General features: G+C 53.6%; 8 protein-coding genes. 5 read left to right on the forward strand and 3 right to left on the reverse strand.

The annotated features are described in order from the left end of the window. Positions 1–325 precede the first annotated feature (325 nt). Entirely contained in the window at positions 326–4,000 is a 3,675-nt protein-coding gene (locus AC23NW_RS21990) for an alginate lyase family protein (RefSeq protein WP_487452058.1), read from the forward strand. A gap of 92 nt (positions 4,001–4,092) precedes the next feature. Here AC23NW_RS21990 and AC23NW_RS21995 read toward each other — a convergent pair whose 3' ends face one another. From AC23NW_RS21995 to AC23NW_RS22005, 3 genes are all read right to left on the reverse strand, one after another. Further along, positions 4,093–4,962, reverse strand: a complete 870-nt coding sequence (locus AC23NW_RS21995; RefSeq protein WP_487452060.1) for a phosphoenolpyruvate hydrolase family protein — start codon at positions 4,960–4,962, stop codon at positions 4,093–4,095. Positions 4,963–4,992: 30 nt separating this feature from the next. After that, a complete protein-coding gene (locus AC23NW_RS22000; protein WP_487452061.1) occupies positions 4,993–6,216 on the reverse strand; it encodes a Tm-1-like ATP-binding domain-containing protein in 1,224 nt (407 codons plus the stop codon). 88 nt (positions 6,217–6,304) lie between these two features. Beyond that, positions 6,305–10,318 (reverse strand): two-component regulator propeller domain-containing protein, encoded by a 4,014-nt coding sequence (locus tag AC23NW_RS22005; protein WP_487452062.1) that lies wholly within the window; start codon positions 10,316–10,318, stop codon positions 6,305–6,307. Between the two features lie 255 nt (positions 10,319–10,573). Between AC23NW_RS22005 and AC23NW_RS22010 the strand changes: the two genes are divergently transcribed. The 4 genes from AC23NW_RS22010 to AC23NW_RS22025 all read left to right on the forward strand — a co-directional run bounded on the left by AC23NW_RS22010 (position 10,574) and on the right by AC23NW_RS22025 (position 18,567). Continuing rightward, positions 10,574–13,729 carry a SusC/RagA family TonB-linked outer membrane protein gene (locus AC23NW_RS22010; RefSeq protein WP_487452064.1) on the forward strand — a complete coding sequence of 1,052 codons (3,156 nt, stop codon included), beginning with the start codon at positions 10,574–10,576 and terminating at the stop codon, positions 13,727–13,729. Between the two features lie 13 nt (positions 13,730–13,742). Then, a complete protein-coding gene (locus AC23NW_RS22015) occupies positions 13,743–15,611 on the forward strand; it encodes a RagB/SusD family nutrient uptake outer membrane protein (protein ID WP_487452066.1) in 1,869 nt (622 codons plus the stop codon). Positions 15,612–15,640: 29 nt separating this feature from the next. Next, a complete protein-coding gene (locus AC23NW_RS22020; protein WP_293846033.1) occupies positions 15,641–16,375 on the forward strand; it encodes a DUF3823 domain-containing protein in 735 nt (244 codons plus the stop codon). Between the two features lie 95 nt (positions 16,376–16,470). Next, complete coding sequence (locus AC23NW_RS22025; protein ID WP_487452067.1) at positions 16,471–18,567, forward strand: CehA/McbA family metallohydrolase domain-containing protein; 2,097 nt, start codon at positions 16,471–16,473, stop codon at positions 18,565–18,567. Positions 18,568–18,609 lie beyond the last annotated feature (42 nt).

Below are 18,609 nucleotides of genomic sequence, written 5' to 3' on the forward strand. Positions count from 1 at the left end.
GAAACTGGTTTATGCGGGCTCTGAGTCCCCGCTTATGACGGCCTTGTTCAATTAAAAAATAAAAAAGTACATAAAAAGGGTATACAGGCCCTGAAGTCGTCTACTTCCCTTATGTAATGCAGGTTGATAGGCTGTACGTCAGGCCTGGTACAGGGCATATCTTCCGTACTGAAACAAACAGCAGCAGGCAAACGGATCACCAGTCCGTTTTACACCGGCTATGGGTAACGTGTAGGGTATACCGTTACGTATAGTCTGGTGCCTGATGACCGGATAATGATCTCATTATCCGGTTAAAACCTTAATTATTTTCTATACAAACTTTATGATCCGACGTTTCTCACCCATTGGGCGGGTAAGGAGAGGTATTGTCTTACAGTACCTTACGAGCCTGGTAGTATTGTTTATTACAGCCGCGCCGGTGCTTCGGGCGCAGTCATTTGTGCATCCCGGATTAATGCACAGGGAAAGTGATTTCGACCGGATGAAAACAAAAGTCACGGCCGGTGCGCAGCCCTGGAAGGCAGGTTGGGATGTGCTGATTGCTAATACCAATTCATCACTGACGCGGAATTTTACCAATCCCATACCGGCTACGGTTTACCGTGGTTTCGACGGCACCAATACGGAAAATTATGCGTCGCTGTTCCGGGATGCGGCGGCGGCCTACCAGACTGCACTCCGGTGGAAAATCTCGGGCGATAATGCCTACGCCGACAAATCAATTGCCATTCTGAACGCCTGGGCCGCAGGGATGACCACCATCAGCGGCACATCGGACCGGTTTTTACTGGCCGGTATTCAGGGCTATCAGCTGGCCAATGCCGCAGAGATCATGCGGTCGTATAGTGGCTGGACAACCACGGATTTTACAAAGTTTCAGACCTGGATGCTGACCGTCTGGTACCCGATGAACCATGATTTTCTGGTGAACCATAACGGGGCCTGCATCAGCAATTACTGGGCAAACTGGGACTTGTGTAACATGGCATCCATGCTGGCAATCGGCGTTTTGTGCGATCGGCGCGACATTTATAACGAAGCTGTCGATTACTTTAAGAATGGTGGCGGTATGGGCTCAATCAAAAATGTGGTGCCGAACCTGTACGGTGATCTCGGGCAGTGGCAGGAAAGCGGTCGTGATCAGGGGCATACCGTGCTGGGAGTAGCGCTGGCGGGGACATTCTGCGAGATGGCCTGGAATCAGGGCGATGACTTATACGGCTATGACGACAACCGCCTGCTGAAAGGCTTCGAGTACATCGCAAAATACAACCTCGGTTACGACGTGCCATTCACGACGTACCGCAATTGCATTGGGGTCGTACAGACCATTGTCTCGGCCGACGGGCGCGGCAATGTCCGGCCGGTTTGGGAAATGGTCTACAATCATTATGTGAACCGGAAGGGGCTGCCGGCACCCTATATCGCCCGGTTTGCGCAGATTGTCCGGCCTGAGGGCGGTGGCGGTAATTTCGGACCGAACAGCGGTGGCTATGATCAGCTGGGTTTTGGTACCCTTACCGCTTCCCTCGACGAACCGGTGCGCCCGAACAGCCAGACCATTACCTTTCCGGCTATCCCGAATAAAGACTATAACGCGGCCGATTTTTCGCCGGGTGCGACGGCTACCTCGAGCCTTTCAGTCGTTTATTCCAGCACCAATCCGCAAATTGCGTCGGTAAATGACGACGGCACGATTCATGTCCTGAAACCGGGGTCAACGACAATCATTGCCCAGCAAATGGGAAACAGCCAGTATAATCCGGCCGCTATTGTATCACAGACGCTGACGGTTAACCAGATTCCGGGGGTTACCGATGGCACATGGGCGAATACCGCCGGTATCGTCACCAGTACGTTATCCTCGACTTCGGGTAGTGCAAACCTGAACTGGCCGGGACAAACGTTTGTCGTCGGAGATCAGGTCCGCCTGACCGGTACTGTGCCCGGCGGCTTTTCGGCCAATACCAATTATAACGTTGTGGCTGCAACCGGTTCACTCATACAGCTTTCCTTGCGGCCGGGTGGTACGGCCATCACGGCAACCAGCTCCATCGCTAACGGTACGGGCAACCGGTTTCTGAAATGGTCAACGGCCGCAAACTGGAGCGGATCGGTGATTCCGGGCGGAGCGCAGGCCAATGCAACCTTTGGGGCTACATCGTTCGGCAACATCGGCGGGGTAACGCTGGATGGCCCGGTAACCGTCGGAACGCTGACTTATGCGGCTAACGGTACCTCGGAACTGACGCTGTCGGGCGGGCAGAACGGGGGGACGCTGACGTTTCAAACGCTGTCGGGAACCCCGTCGATCAACATGATTAATACCGGCTCACGGAAGCTGTTTCTCGGCAACTCAACGAATAACACGCGGATTCCGCTGAAAATTGCCGGTACACAAGGGCTGAATATTACCACCCCGATTTATGGCGGCAGCTCGTCTTATGCCGGTCTGCGCATTCAGGCAGCTATGGACTGGAGCGCGATGCAGGGAGGACTCAAACTGACGCAGGGAGCCATTGAACTACATAATACAACCAACAGCCTGACCGACGCCAATGATGTATTGCTGCCACCGGTCCGCTTTACGATGGGCACGGATGCCACAGCCGCGCTGATTTTCAACGGAGCCAGCCTTTATACCAGCAAGCAGACCGTCGGGGCACTCGATGGTACATCAGATGCCTTTATTTTTTCGCGGAATAACCTTACAAACGGCATCAGTACGCTGGTAATCGGCGCTGACAATGGGGATGGTGCATTTGAAGGGACAATCAGCTCCGGACCAACGTCAGACACGGTAGACAAAGGACGGGTAGTGATTGAGAAAACGGGAACCGGCACGCAAACCCTGTCAGGTAACCTGAAAAACGGCACCACGATGATCAGCGGAACGCCTTATTATTCGTCGGTAGCGGTCAACAACGGAAAGCTGATCCTAAGCGGCACCAATGAATACCTGGGCCTGACCAGCGTCAACAACGGAACACTGGTGGTAAACAGCGCACTCGCCGGACCGGTTTCAGTTACGGGCGGGATGTTAACGGGTACCGGCCGGACGGCGTCATCCGTCACTATCGGCAGTAATGGTTCGTTTGCACCCGGTACCGGAATTGGCTCGTTTACCGTCGCCGGTACCCTCAGCCTGACAAACGGTACCGGTTTTCTGCCGGAACTGAGCACGGCCGAAGGCAAGGCCGATAAGGTAATGGCAAACGGTGTATCGGTCAATGGTGCATCCCTGACAGTCAGTCACGTGGGCACTCCGTCGGCAGTATCGGTGGGCACGAGTTTTATGCTTGTAGAAAATACCGCGTCAACGCCGGTATCGGGCACGTTCGACGGATTCGCGGAAGGTAGTCTGCTTGAGGTAGGGGCTGTGCGTTTCCGGATTACCTATCAGGGTGGCGACGGCAATGACATTGCCCTCATCGTCGCAAAGGGTACCCAGACCATCACGTTTAATCCGCTGCCGGCCAGCCATCCGGGAGATCCGGACGTGGATCCGGCGGCAATCGCCAGTTCCGGTCTGGCGGTCAGCTATACCAGCTCAAATACGAATGTAGCAGCCGTTGTCGGCGGGAAACTCCGCATTACCGGTCCGGGGATAACGACCATAACAGCCAGTCAGGCGGGTAACGACACGTATGAAGCCGCAGCACCGGTTAGCCAGACGCTGTCGGTGACCGAACGCGTAGGCGCGCCGCCCCTGATCATTAGTTATCCGGCCACAGTCACCCTGACCGGCGCATCGACCCGTTTTTCGGTGGTGGCGCAGGGTGTTTCCTTTGTGGTGACAGGCCCGGGCGGTTACGTATTCAGCAACGTGCACAGAACAGCAGGCCAGTATGAGGTGGTGGCCGAAAACATTACACAGCCGGGTTCATACCAGTTACAGGTTACCGGCGAAGATGGTAGCCGGCTGACTATTCCGGTTGTTGTAACGGCGCCCGCCGGTAAACTGATCCTGAATCCGGCTGCTTCCGGTGGTAACTAGGCAAGCGATTAGCGGTTAACCGGTAAACAAATAAAACGGGGAGTTGTGCGTTTCCGGCGCACAACTCCCCGTTTTGGGTATAGGGCTGCTGCTTACCGGTTTTCGCCGAAAGACAGCGACTTAAACGATTTGGTCAGATCGGTCAGTGATTTTTCGACGCCCATCCGTTCGAGCGACGACGCCCCGACAAAACCGTGCGCGGTTGTCTGCTCCAGAATGATTTTTACATCGTCCGGCGTGTTGATCGGTCCGCCGTGGGCCAGAAAGAAGCAGTCCGGTTTTACCGCTTTAGCCGCATCAATGATAGCCTGTGTGCGGCTGACGGCTTCATCCATCGAGCAGCTGGCATCCACTACACCGATCGAGCCGCCGACGGTGGTGCCGACGTGGGCAATGATGGCATCCGCCCCGGCATCGGCCATGTTCCGCGCATCGTCGGGTGTGGCTACGTACACAATTGTGAAGAGGTCCATTTTATTGGCAATCCGGATCATCTCCACTTCTTTGGCGAAACTCATCCCGGTTTCCTCCAGCACGTTGCGGAAATGGCCGTCAACAATGGAATGCGTCGGGAAGTTGTTCACGCCTGAAAACCCCATTTCCTTTACTTTCAGCAGGTGATGCCACATGCGGCGGCGGGGGTCCGAACCGTGTACACCGCAGATAACCGGAATTTCTTCCACAACCGGCAGTACTTCAAACTCACCGATTTCCATGGCAATGGCATTGGCATCGCCGTAAGCCATCAGACCGGCCGTTGACCCGTGCCCCGACATTCTGAAGCGGCCGGAGTTGTAAATGATCAGCAAATCGGCCCCGCCTTTTTCAATGAATTTGGCGCTGATGCCCGTTCCGGCACCCGCCGCGATGATGGCTTTATGCTGGTCCAGCGTGGCCTGTAAGCGGTCTCTGACCTCTTGTTTGGTGTACGGGTTTCCTTTTCCTGTCCAGGGATTTGGCATAGTGGTTATGTATGTTTTGTGTTTATCGGATTATTCAGCCCGGTTTGGCAGCATATTCAGCAGGCAATCTACAACAAGGGCCGCAAATGCCGGCTCATTAATGTTGGCCGCCGTTTTAATAACCTGCACGGTTTCCGCCGCATGGGCCTCAATGGTGTCAAACAGTACCTGATTGACATCGGGCCGGAAAAAAAGCCCGCTCTGCGCATCCAGCTGTGACAGTCCGCCCGCCGGCAAGAGAACCGTCACCGGTCCCGGCGATTGATTCAGGACATCAGTCAGTTGCCGGCCGAGTGTACTGTTTTCGGCCTCGTTGGTCCGCATGAGCGTAACCACCGGCGACCAGCTGTAGAGCAACCGGTCGCGGAATCGGGCCGGAACAGTGTCGGTGGCCCCAAAATTAACCATATCCAGACAACCCGGGACAACTACCTGCGGAATACCGAGCCGCGTGGCGGCCTGAAGCCGGTCAGGGCCTGCACTGCAGATTCCTCCGCAGAGCTCATCGGCCAGTTCGGTGGTGGTAATGTCGAGAACGGCATCAAAAAAGCCGTCGGCAATGAGGCTTTCCATTGTCCGGCCGCCGGTCCCGTTCGCGTGAAAGGCAAAAACCTCAAAACCCTGCTGTTCCAGCATCCCGGTACACAGGTTGACGCAGGGAGTCGTGTTGCCGAACATACTGACCGCAATCCGGCCCTTGTTTCTGGTTTGCTTACTGACAGGCACCGCAGCCATGGCACAGATGCCGGCCGCTGCCCGCGCAATGAGGGTCAGGCTGATGCTGTTGAGTCCGGCGACATCGACAACCGAGGTCATCAGGGCAATATCCTTGCTGCCAACCTGGGCCGAAATGTCCTTGGCTGCCAGCGTACTCAGGCACAGCTTCGGAATACCGAACGGAACCGGCTGCATGGCCGACAGGGCGATAAATGTCCCGCCGCCGCCGCCCATACCGATAATCGCCTTTACCTGGTTCGCGTCAACGAGCTGCCGGACCAGGGCGGCGGCCCCCTGACCCATGATGTCAATGGCTCTGCCCCGGTCGCCGGAGTCCCGCAGCCCGGCAAGGGATTCATGCACCTGACGGGCTACAACATCGGCTTCGTAATCGACGGGAAAGAGCGTTGTGGTGCCCAGAACGCCCGTGTTGATGGTACAGACGGTTTCGCCACGGTCGAGAATACATTGCCGCAGGTACGCAAAGACCTCGCCTTTGGTGTCAAAACAACCGACAATGAGGATGGACTGGCTCATGGTAAAAGGGTACAGGTAAAAAGAATCGTTTTCCGGAAGGTAAAAACAAAAAAAAGAGCATTCCTACTTCGGTCCGGTGGTCCGGCGATCAGACCGTTTCATGTACGTTGATTTTACTGGGTGAAATGCCGAACTTCTTTTTAAACGCCCGGCTAAAGTAATTCGGGTCGCTGAAACCAACGTCAAACGTCACCTCGCCAACACTTTTTCCGCTCAGCAGTTCCTGCCTGGCCACAGAAAGCCGGTACTCATTAACGTACTCCTTCGGGCTTAATCCCGTCAGCCGGGTAAGTTTGGTATGGAGCTGAGAACGGCTGCAATGCATGTGTTGGGCAAGGCTTTCGGTCGTAATGTCCTTGTCTTTGTACCGGCTGATGACCAGCTCCGAAAAGCGGAGCATAAACGCCTGTTCCTTATTGGTTTTGGGCAAAGGGTGCAGCAGCGGCGACCCCTGATGCTGTGTCAGTTTTTTCTTCAGTAATGCCACGCTGCTCAGCTCATTTTTCACAATCAGGTCTAACTCCTTTAGATTGAACGGCTTGGCGATATACCCGTCTGCGCCGCAGTTCAGCGCGTTGATGATGGTACTGTCGTCCTGATCATTCAGCAGGAGAATAACCGGGATTGACTCGGTCAGCGGGTTTTTCTTCAGGGCCTGACACAGGCTTTCACTGGCTTTTTGCTGCAGGTCGTTTTCGCAGATAATGATTTCCGGCAGTATAGCTTCTGCTTTTTTCAGGGCGTCAGCGTATGAATGGACAATCTGCACCCGGTATTTCTCCTGAAAATGCCGCTTGAGGAACTGGGTTAAATCCTTGCTTCTGTCAGCGATGAGGAGCGTCGGCAGGGTGGCTGCACCGGCCTCTTCCGCCGTTGCCGGCGTCAGATCATCCGGTTCATCAACCACCTGTAGCAGGAGCGGATCGGCTTTTTTTGTAACGGGTGCGGGTTTGCTGACCGGGCTTTTCCGGATAGGAATTGCAACCGTCAGGCCATAGTCCGTCCCGTTTTCGTCAAAGTCGGCCTGACCGGATAATACTTTTAACAGGCTGAACGTCAGTGCCAGGCTAATGCTTGACGAGTTGCTGTAGGTAAACAGCTTTTCGTCTTCGGCGGTGGCTTCGTAACTGCTTTTCAGCAGGGCGAACAGGTCTGGCGCGCCGGAAAACGAGAAGCGGATAACCAGCTGGCATGCCAACGCTGCGCTCTGCTGTTCGACTTTTACGTCAACGGCAAGGGTACTGCCTTCCGGAACCTCGTGCGCACACAGGAAGTACAGGTTACCAACGAGCATTTCCAGTTTGCCGGCATCGAAAGAGGCCATCAGAAAAGGCAGCTGAAACGTCAGCCGCTTGCCGATTTGCCGCGACTGGAGCAACGGGTCAACGCCCTGCACCACCTCTTTCAGAAAAAGAACAATGTCCTGGTCCGATACAACCAGCTTCTGATGCTCGTTGCCGACTTTCCGGAGCTCGGTAATCTGATCGATCAGGGACTGTAACCGTCTGGCGTTCTTTTTAATAACCTTGTAATTGGTGGCCGAGTCATTGCGCCACGCCTGATTAGACCGGATCAGTTCGTCGATTTCGGCCATGATCAGGGTAATCGGTGTTTTAAATTCGTTGGATAAAAATGTAAAGAAATTCAGCTTCTGCTGGTTTAGTTCTTCGCTTTTCTCCTGCCGGGCCCGGGCCATCCGGGTTTCCAGTTTCTGGTTGTTCAGCAGCGTTATGAAGCGCCGGTAGAGGAGCAGCGCACCGATGAGCAGGCAGGTGTACAGCAGATACGCATAGCCGGAACGCCAGAACGGCGGATCGACAATAATGGTGAGCGTACGCTCTTTCGGGGATAACTGCCCGTTAGACTGGTAGGAGCGGACATGAAACGTGTACTCACCGGGCGATAAATTGGTATACGTCTGCGAATTAATGGTCGTTTTAGGGCCCCATGTCTCTTCAAAACCTTCGAGATAGCAGGAATAATAGTTCTGGCGGGTCTGGTAGTTGATGGCCACAAAATCCAGCGTAATCACGTTCTGGGAATAAGCCAGCCGTATTTCCGGTGTTTCATCGAGCGGCCTGGTCAGCACCTGCTGGCGGGCCGGATTAATTGTTTTATTAAAGAGTTTGAAGTCGGTGAAATAGACCGGCGGGTCAAAGGTATGTTTAGACACCGAGTCCGGATCGAAATAACATAACCCGTTGACACTCCCGAAATAAAGCCGCCCCTGCTGATCTTTCAGGTAAGACCGGAAGTTGAACTGGGTCGTTTGCAGCCCGTTGCTCTTATCAAAAATATGGTATGTATTTTTTTTCGGATTGACGGAAAATAAACCACCGTTGGTCGAAAACCAGAAATGCCCCGACCGGTCTTCCAGAATACCGTAAACCGTTTTATTGGGAAGATAGGTATTGAACCAGGGTTTACTGACGCGGCCGGTTTTACGGTCCCACTGGTAGACGCCGCCGTTCAGCAGGCCAAACCACATATTATGACGGCTGTCCTCGTAAATACTGATCACCTGATTACTGTGCAGGACAGGGGTGTTGCCGGTATGGTATCGGGTAATGTTGCCGGTGTCCGGATTATACCGGAAAATACCGTCGAAGCGGGTGGTGATCCAGATCATACCGGCACTGTCTTCGAGCAGGTTGTAGATGAATACCCGTTGAAAGATATCGGGCCTGAACACCTGGAATTTACCGGTTGCCGCGTCAAACAGGTTCAGGCCGCGGACGGTGCCGATCCAGTACCGGTCACGGCGGTCACAAAGCATCGTATATACCCCATCGTTCAGTAAACTCGTAGAATCACCCTCCCGGTGCATATACACGGTTTTCGCACCGGTCTTCGGATCAATGCGGTTGAGGCCGCCCAGATACGTCCCTGCCCAGACGATTCCCCGTTTGTCGATATACAGGCCGTGGACGTTATCGTCGCTTAATCCGTTGCGGCGGTTATGGAACGTATACCGGCCTGTTTGCGGGTCAAGTACCGAGATGCCGCCGTCTTCGGAGGCAATCCACAGCTTCTTTTGGGCATCGACCACGAGCTCGCTGACTGCTTTACCGGCAAGCCCCTGCCCGTCGGCATTCGCAAATGCATGGTTAAAGGGACGGCTCCGGGTCTGGGTGAAATTGACTCCCCCAAAGTACGTGCCGAACCAGACGGTGCCGTCGCGTGCCACATAACTACTGTATACCGCACGGTCGGACAGGCTATGCAGATCTTCGGCAAAAGAGCGGTCGATGTGTTTCGCTTCTTTACGGTCAGGGGTAATCATCACCACGCCCGACTCACTGCCCAGCCAGAAATTACCGTGCTGGTCTTCTGTCATGGTCCGGATTACCCGGATCGAATTTTTGATAAGCGTCTGGTACCACGGAATGGGGTGAAAGGCCATAATGGTTTCGTCGAGCCAGAGCAGGCCGGCATTTGTGCCCAGCCAGACAACGCCGTGCCGGTCCTTAAAAAACGTATAGTTCCGGAACGAGGGTAGCTTTTCCTGCCCGACATCGTTTACCGTCACCGATACAATCGACTCACCGAATTCGTTGATGATGCGGGGCTGGTTGCCGGTAAGAATGAGGTAGGTTCCTTTGCGGTACTCGCAGATTGTCTGTACGGATTGTCCCGCCAGAATATGCCGTTTCCGTCCGTCCGGATAAACCAGAAAAATACCGTTTCGGGTGGCCAGCCAGAGCACACCGGACGCCATTTGTTTGATCTCATGAATATGGGTAGCCTTCTGTTCGAGCGGAACCGGAAGAAAGCGGTCACTTTGAATGTCGTAGGCATAAAGCCCTGCGGTTGTGCCTGCCCACAGTTTTTTGCCGGCCGCATACACACAGTTCGCGCGGTTATGTTCAACGTCTGTATGCGTTGATGTAAAGCTGTAATTCCTGATCTTCTGACCGTCGTACCGGCTGACTCCGTCTCTGGTACCAAACCACATAAACCCTTTGTAATCCTGTGCTATACTGAAAACAGAATTATGGGCGAGGCCATGTTCTGACGTTAGTCTGGAAAAATAATAGGGTTGCGCCTTAATAGTAGATGACAGAACTAGTATAAAGCTGATAATCAGCAGAACATGTTTCATAACGGCATAAGCTGAGTACGATATAACCTTACCTGAACAAGAGTTCAAGGACCCGCACAGAATACCAAAAGCACCTGTTAGAGCAGGTTAATTGTATTTCTGTGCTATAAATCTGGATAAAAGTAATGATTTATGATGGAGGTTCATCTTAAAATTGCATAATCAAAACTTAAAATTATGCCAATGCGGTGAGGGCATAGCACAAGCTTACCAGAAAACTCAACCTTCTAATTTCTTCAATCCTAAATCGTGCTTATGAAGAGGAAAAACGTCTACCAGATTATGGTGACCAGCTGCATCTGGGTTTTCCTGATGTTACTGATCGCGCCGGGCCTTCGGGCGCAACAACGTACGTTGACGGGGAAAATAACCGGTGATAAAGGGGAGCCTTTACCCGGCGCTACTGTGCTCATTAAAGGTACGACCACGGGCACAACAACAAATGCTGACGGCGCGTATACGCTTTCTGTGCAGGGCAATCAGGCTGCACAAACGCTGGTTATTTCGTTTATCGGCTACTTAACCAAAGAGGTGCCCGTAGGGAATCAGTCGGTAATTGACGCATCCATCCTGCCGGACGACAAGAGCTTACAGGAAGTGGTCGTTGTCGGATATGGTACCCAGAAAAAAGAATCGCTGACGGGTGCCATCTCGGCCGTGACATCAAAAGATGTGGGCCGCGTGCATGCATCGACCGTAACCGGTACACTGGCCGGAAAGATTCCGGGCGTACAGTTCCGTCAGCCGGACGGGCGCCCGGGGGCCGCTGCCAATATCCAGATCCGGAACATGGGCGGTAACCCGCTGTTTATCATCGACGGTGTACCGAAGGATAAGTCGCAGTTCGATAACCTGTCGCCGAATGATGTGGAGACCATTACCGTGCTGAAAGATGCATCGGCATCAATCTACGGCTCCAGAGCGGCCAACGGGGTAATTATCGTAACAACCAAACGCGGTACGGTTGGCCAGAAAAGTACCATCAACCTGGATGCCTATTACGGATTCCAGAACTGGACGCGCTTCCCGAAAGTGGTAAATGCTTATGAATGGAACCTGGGTAAGGCCGAAGCCGAGGTAAACCGTAACGGAACCACGGCCATCACGCAATCAGAACTGGACAAGTACAAGGCCGGTACCGAATACGGGTATCAGAACTTCGACTGGTATGATTTTATCATTCAGCCCAATTCGCCGCAGTCGAACGTAAACCTGAGTGCGAGCGGCGGGTCAGAACGGATTAACTACTACATTTCGGCGACGCGGCTGGATCAGAATTCAGTTATGGGCCGGGAGTTTATCTTTAACCGGTCAAACATCCAGTCGAACATTGACGCCCGGATTACAGACCGGATCAAGGTCGGGCTGACCATTGCCGGCCGTCAGGAAACCCGCGAAAATCCGGGTGTACCGGGTGGGGATGATTATGTGGCGCCTAAGTTTGCGATTCTCCGGAACCGGCCGACCGAACGCCCGTTTGCCAATGATAATCCGGAGTACATAAATACCATCAGTAATCCTGCCTCCAACTGGGGCTATCTGAACTATGCCCGTTCAGGGTTCCTGAAAGAGGTCTATTCATCGGTAACCCCGCAGTTTACAGGCGAATACCAGACGCCGGTTAAGGGCTTGGTCCTGAAAGGCTTGTATTCGTACATGCTGCGCGACTCACAGCGGGAAGTGTTTGAGTATACCTACGATACGTATACCTACAACCCGACTACACAGCAGTATAACCGGACGGGCGGCAGCCAGAACCCTTACCGGCAGCGGGTAGTTAACAAAATCGATGAAAATATCGGTCAGCTCCAGCTCCTGTATTCTAATACATTCGGCAAACACTCAATCAATGCCATTGCGCTGACTGAACGTCTGAAACGGCGGGAGCGTAACGTGGAAGCCCGGACGGTGCCGAAGACCAATACCCTGCCCGTCATGCAGTTTGCGGATATCGTTGCTTATAGCGACGCTGACTTTACCCAGGCACGGGTTGGCTATATCGGCCGTGTGAACTACGGTTATGCCGACAAGTACTTTGTGGAAGTGGCCGCGCGGCGGGATGCATCCTGGAAATTCTCGCCGACCAAACGCTGGGGAACCTTCCCGTCGGTGTCGCTGGCCTGGCGGATTACCGAAGAGCCGTTCTTTAAAAAGCTGACCAACGATGGCCTGATTCTGAGCGACCTGAAAATCAGGGCTTCCTACGGGCAGTTAGGGGATGATAACGTGCGTCCGAACAACGCCGATCTGGATCCGTTTGCCTATAATCCGGGCTATAACTACAATACCGGCGTCGGGATTATGTCGGGAACAACGACGGTTGCGGCCCGTGACCGCGGAATTGCCTTTGACCGGATTTCGTGGCTGAAGGCCAACGTGACCGACATTGGTCTGGACTATTCATTGCTGAACAACCGGATTTCGGGTACGCTCGATTATTTCCGGCGGGTGCGTGACGGTCTGCCGGCGGTGAAAAGCGACGTGTTTGTGCCGAGCGAGTTAGGCTATGCGCTTCCGCAGGAAAACCTGGAGAAGGATGCCGTTGTCGGTGGTGAAGGCTCCATTACGTATAACGGGAACGTGCGGGGATTCCGCTTCTCGGTCGGGGCTAACCTGTCTTATGCCCGGACCCGGTATCTGACGCCGTACAACCCGCTGTTCGGTAACTCACTACTTGAATATCGCTCGTCGCTGGTAGACCGCTGGAGCAACATTTTCTGGGGCTACGAAGCCATCGGGCAGTTTAAGTCGCAGGAAGAAATTAACGCGTACGGGGTAAATAACGACGGTCAGGGAAACCGCACGATGATTCCTGGCGATCTGATCTACCGCGATCAGAATAACGACGGCGTTATCAACAGCTACGACGAACGGCCGATCGGGTATGCCATCAATACAACGCCGATTCTGTCGGGTGGTCTGAATATCAGCGTACAATACAAGGGATTTGATTTTGCGATGGACTTTTCGGGTGGCACCATGATGGCCATCAACCGGCAGTTTGAGCAGCGGAACGCCTACCAGAACACTGGTAACCTGCCGCGCCTGCTGTTCGATGACCGCTGGCACCGGGAAGATCCCCTGAATCCGGACAGTCCGTGGATTCCCGGCAAGGAGATCCCGCTCCGCTATAACGATACCGGCCACAGTAACATCAATAAAAACTCGACCTGGTGGCTGCTCAATATCAGCTATCTCCGGAACCGGACTATGGAACTCGGCTACACGCTGCCAACGCTGCTGACCCAGAAAGTGAAGCTTCAGAAAGCGCGTGTGTTTGTCAATACCTATAACCTGTTCTCGATTGATAATACCAGACCGTACGGGATTGACCCTGAAGTACAGGATGAAAACGGCTTGCAGTACCCGCAAACTAAACTGGTCAACTTCGGCGTTAACCTGAGCTTCTAAACCCGACTTACGTATGAAAAAATATATTATTTCCTTTGCTGCGCTGTTATCCCTGACAACGGCCTGTAAAGATGATAGTGAATTCCTGAATATCAAGTCAACCAACATCCTGCTGGTCGATGAGGTGTATAGTGATCCGCGGCTGGTTTTATCGGCTGCGACCGAACTTTACAACCGGATTCCGGATCTGGTGGAGCCGGGCAATTTCGGCATCATGGCCAGCTTTGACGAGGCCTTTGCATCCGGCGACTATGGCCGGCATCAGAACCGGGAGTACAGCTATGATGAGTGGAACTACTGGGATTACGGCTACATCCGCGAAATCAACCTGTTCATCGAGCGGGTGAATGCGGCGACCAAACTCACTGCGGCCGACAAAGCCCGGTTTGCGGCTGAGGGCCGGTTCCTGCGGGCCAATGCCTACTTTGAGCTGGTCAAACGCATGGGCGGTGTACCGCTGATTACTGAGTCGATGACGTATGATTACAGCGGCGATGCGTCTTCTCTGCGCAGACCACGGGCTAAGGAGTCGGATGTCTACGACTACGTAATCAGTGAATTTGAGGCGATTAAGTCTATTTTGCCCAAAACGCCGAACGAAAAATCGCGGGCTACCTATGGACTGGCTTTAGCGTCAAAGGCGCGGGCAGCCCTCTATGCCGGTTCCATTGCTAAATATGGTGCGAATACGCCGACCGTTTCCCTGCCGAACGGCGAAGTCGGGATTCCGGCATCAAAGGCTACCGGTTATTTCCAGACGGCGCTGGCTGCCGCCCAGGAGCTGATCAATTCCGGACAGTACTCGCTCTACCAGAAAGCACCGGATCTGGCGACGAATTTTGCCAACATTTTTCTGGACAAGGCAAATAACCCGGAAGTGATTTTTGTGGAAGATTATAAACTGCAGAGCGGTAAGGTACACAGCTTTGCGCTGGATAATCAGCCCCGTGCACTTACAGAAGAGGGCGAACGCGGCGGCCGTCTGAACCCGTCGCTCAATCTGGTACAGTCGTTCGAAAAGCTGGACAACTCCTTTGCGCCGCTGGCGATCAACAAGGGGGCAGCCAACGACTATATTTATTACGATAAGCCGGAAGATCTGTTTGCCGACCGCGACCCGCGTTTACAGGGAACGGTGCTGGTGCCGGGGGCCATCTTTAAAAACCGCTCGATTGACATCTTTGCGGGGCTGATTCTGGGCGACGGCAGTATTCTGTCGGGCGATCAGCTGGGACAGCTTAAGACCGTCAGCGGGGTATCGGTGCAGGTGGTTGGTCTGTCGGGTCCGATTGAGGGCTACGACGGCTCGGCACAGGGTGGTTTTTACATGCGGAAATACAATGATCCGGTTACCGGTTCGGGCCAGATCGGTACGCAGAGCGAAGTCTGGAACGTCCGCTACCGGTATGCCGAAGTGCTGCTGAATGCGGCTGAAGCCGCGTTTGAGCTGGGTCAGAGCGCGCTGGCGGCAGGGTACATGAAGCAGGTCCGCGACCGCGCCGGCCTGACCAAAGCCCTGACACCGGGCGAAATCACGTTCGACCGCATCGTGCATGAGCGTAAGGTAGAACTGGCCTACGAGAACCACCTGCTCTGGGATATGAAGCGGTGGCGGCTGGCCCACGTAGTGTGGGATGGCAGCAACTCCGACCTGACGACGCAGCCCGGCAAAGCCACTGAACCCAGCACACGGGTCTACAGCCTGTGGCCCTACAAGGTGTACAGCCCCGGCAGCCCGAATCACAATAAATGGGCATTCCGTAAGATTCTGTCCGGCCGCGTCACGCAAAGCCACATGTTCCGGCTCGGCAATTACTACTCGCGGATCAGCGATGCCATCGTGAATAATAATCCATTAATCACACGGAACCCTAACCAGTAAGATCGCTCATGTCAATCAGCATTTCACGAATGAAGACCTCTTTTGTAGTGGCAGCGGCGCTCCTGTTCGGGATGACCGCCTGCGAGAAAGATAATTATACTGCGCCCAAATCAGAATTCACCGGCCGTATCGTCTACAAAGGCGAACCGTTGCTGATGCAGAGTGCGAATGTGGCGGCCACCAACGTATCCGACTTTCCGGTATTCATTGAGCTCTGGCAGAAAAAGTATAATAACCGCAGTTCCATCCGGATTCCGATTAAGCAGGACGGGATGTTTTCGGCACTTCTGTTCGACGGCGAGTACAAACTCATTGTGCCTAACGGGCAGGGGCCGTTTATGTGGAAAAAAACGGCCATCAATACACCGGATAGTCTGTCAGTTAACCTGAAAGGAAGTCAGGCTATGGATATTGAAGTGACGCCGTATTACATGGTCCGCAGCCCGCAGTTTACCGTCAGCGGCCGCAAGGTATCGGGAAGCGTTAAGCTGGAAAAGATAATTACAGACGCCGCCAATGGGAAAGCAGTAGAACGGGTGTCGCTTTACGTTAATAAATCACAGTTTGTTGATGCCGGTAACAGCATCAATAAGGCGGATTTAGCCGGTTCTGCAATCAACGATTTAAACAATGTGTCGCTGACAACTGCTGACATAGGGGCCATGGTACCGGCGCAGAATTATGTCTATGCACGGATAGGCTTAAAAATCGCCGGAGTGGAAGATATGATCTACACGCCGGTCCAGAAGGTAACGCTCCAGTAATCAGGAGGTTGGTTGTTAAGGAAGTAATAAGGGCCGCTGCCCTGAACCGGTACTGAAAGCGGCCCCTTATTTTTACCACGTTTAATTATGCCGTTATGAATACAACCCGTATGTGGAAAGCTTTTCTGATCACGTGGCTGCTGGCGCAGGCCGGGGCTTATGCTCAGACAAAAATCAATCTGTCCGGATTTCAAAAAAATAAAGGGGTTACCGTCACGGAGCAGGGGAGCCGGTTTACCGTTAGCTGGCCCGCGGCTTCGGGGCAGACCGCGCGGCTTGTGCTGGACCTGACCAATGGCAGTCCATTACTGAACAGCATTCAGCTGGCCGAAAAAGGGGTGTATAAAGAAGTCGCCGGCGCGCTCGATCCTGCCTTTGTGATCACCGTTGGCAAACGCGACCTGGTCTCCCAGAACGGCTGGAATATCTTTTTCGACAAGACAAACCGGCTGCCGTCAAAATCGTATGCGACGCAGCTCGAAAAACGGGGAGCAGCCGTCAAAACTGTTGGTACCCGTACCGTCATTACAATTTCAGACATGAAAACGGCGACGTTTGCCGGCAATCTGGAAATTACGCTGTATAACGGCAGTCCGCTGTTCAACGTAGCTGCGGTGATGGCAACCGAGATCGACTCCACGGCTTATCTGTATGATGCGGGGCTGGTAACCACCAAACCCGTCTGGAAAACACTGGCCTGGTCGGATACAGACAATACCATGCAGCAGGTGACGGCCAGCTTAGACCAGCTGAACAAGGCACAGGCGGTGAAATACCGGACCATCATCGGCGTCAGCGACAAGGGAAGTCTGGCCGTATTTCCGCCGCCGCACCAGTATTTTTATCCGTTAGACGAAGCGTATAACCTCGATTTTACGTGGTACGGAAAAAACTACCGCAGTCTCGTTCCCGAATTCGGGATTGGTATCCGGCAGGACCTGATGGGCGACCGCCGGTGGGTGCCCTGGGTGAATGCACCGCCTAAAACGCAGCAGCGGATGAATTTTTTCTGCCTGATCAGTACGGGGGCACCAGCTAAAGCCCTCGACGAGGTTAAACGGTTTACCAACAACGACAAATATCCGGAGGTGCCTGGCTACAAAACGATGTCAAGCCACTTTCACAACGAGCATACCATGAAGACGGTCCTGGCCGGTAAGCCGGTGCCGGAGGTGCCTAACTTTGTCAAGGTGTTTAAAAACTCGGGCGTTAATATCGTCCACCTGGGCGAGTTTCATGGTCCAGGCCATCCGAAAGGGCCTGATGATCAGCGGCTGCTGGAACTGAAAACGCTGTTCAGTGAGTGCCGCCGCCTTTCAGATAAAGATTTTTTGCTGCTTCCCGGCGAAGAGCCGAATAACTTCTTCGGCGGTCACTGGCTGGAGTTTTTTCCGAAGCCGGTGTACTGGATTATGTCGCGCAAACCCGATATGCCGTTTGTGACCGAAGATCCTGTCTATGGGAAGGTGTACCGGATTGCCGATAAAAACGACATGCTGAATCTGCTGAAAGCCGAAAATGGCCTTGCCTGGACGGCCCACGCCCGGACCAAAGGCTCTACCGGCTATCCGGACAAATACAATGAAGAGGCGTTTTTTCACTCGGAACACTTTTTCGGCGCGGCCTGGAAAAACATTCCTGCCGATATGTCGGAGCCGAGGTTAAGCCGCCGGGTGCTGGATCTGATGGACGACATGGCGAACTGGGGACACAAAAAGCACGTCATCGCCGAGTCGGATATTTTCTCGATGGAGCCCGAAAACGAAACCTATGCTCACTTGAATGTGAACTACCTGCAACTGGATAAACTGCCTGATTTCAAAGATGGCTGGCAGCCGGTGCTCGATGTCATGCAGCAGGGAAAGTTTTTTGTCTCGACGGGTGAAGTCATGCTGCCGGTGTTTACTGTAAACGGCAAATCGTCCGGCCAAACCCTGACCCTGCCTGCAGATGGTGCCGTAACGGTGAATCTCGGCGTTTCCTGGACCTATCCGCTGACCTTTGCCGAAATCATTTCCGGCGACGGGCAGCAGGTATACCGGGAGCGGATTGATCTGACCAACACCCTGCCTTTCGGCAAAAAACAATACCAGTTTAAGACTAATCTTAAAAACAGAACATGGGTTCGTATGGAGGTCTGGGATGCTGCCGTCAACGGCGCATTTACGCAGCAGATCTGGCTTAAACCGTAGCCATACGTTCTGAAGCTGACACAAATACGATGAAGCGTATGA

The sequence above is a fragment of the Arsenicibacter sp. R0_47 genome (assembly GCF_057652235.1).

What these genes read in the sequence shown, in the direction of transcription:
- AC23NW_RS21990 (WP_487452058.1), top strand. Translation starts at nt 326, where the DNA reads ATGATCCGACGTTTCTCACCCATTGGGCGGGTAAGGAGAGGTATTGTC.
- AC23NW_RS21995 (WP_487452060.1), bottom strand. Translation starts at nt 4,962, where the DNA reads ATGCCAAATCCCTGGACAGGAAAAGGAAACCCGTACACCAAACAAGAG.
- AC23NW_RS22000 (WP_487452061.1), bottom strand. Translation starts at nt 6,216, where the DNA reads ATGAGCCAGTCCATCCTCATTGTCGGTTGTTTTGACACCAAAGGCGAG.
- AC23NW_RS22005 (WP_487452062.1), bottom strand. Translation starts at nt 10,318, where the DNA reads ATGAAACATGTTCTGCTGATTATCAGCTTTATACTAGTTCTGTCATCT.
- AC23NW_RS22010 (WP_487452064.1), top strand. Translation starts at nt 10,574, where the DNA reads ATGAAGAGGAAAAACGTCTACCAGATTATGGTGACCAGCTGCATCTGG.
- AC23NW_RS22015 (WP_487452066.1), top strand. Translation starts at nt 13,743, where the DNA reads ATGAAAAAATATATTATTTCCTTTGCTGCGCTGTTATCCCTGACAACG.
- AC23NW_RS22020 (WP_293846033.1), top strand. Translation starts at nt 15,641, where the DNA reads ATGAAGACCTCTTTTGTAGTGGCAGCGGCGCTCCTGTTCGGGATGACC.
- AC23NW_RS22025 (WP_487452067.1), top strand. Translation starts at nt 16,471, where the DNA reads ATGAATACAACCCGTATGTGGAAAGCTTTTCTGATCACGTGGCTGCTG.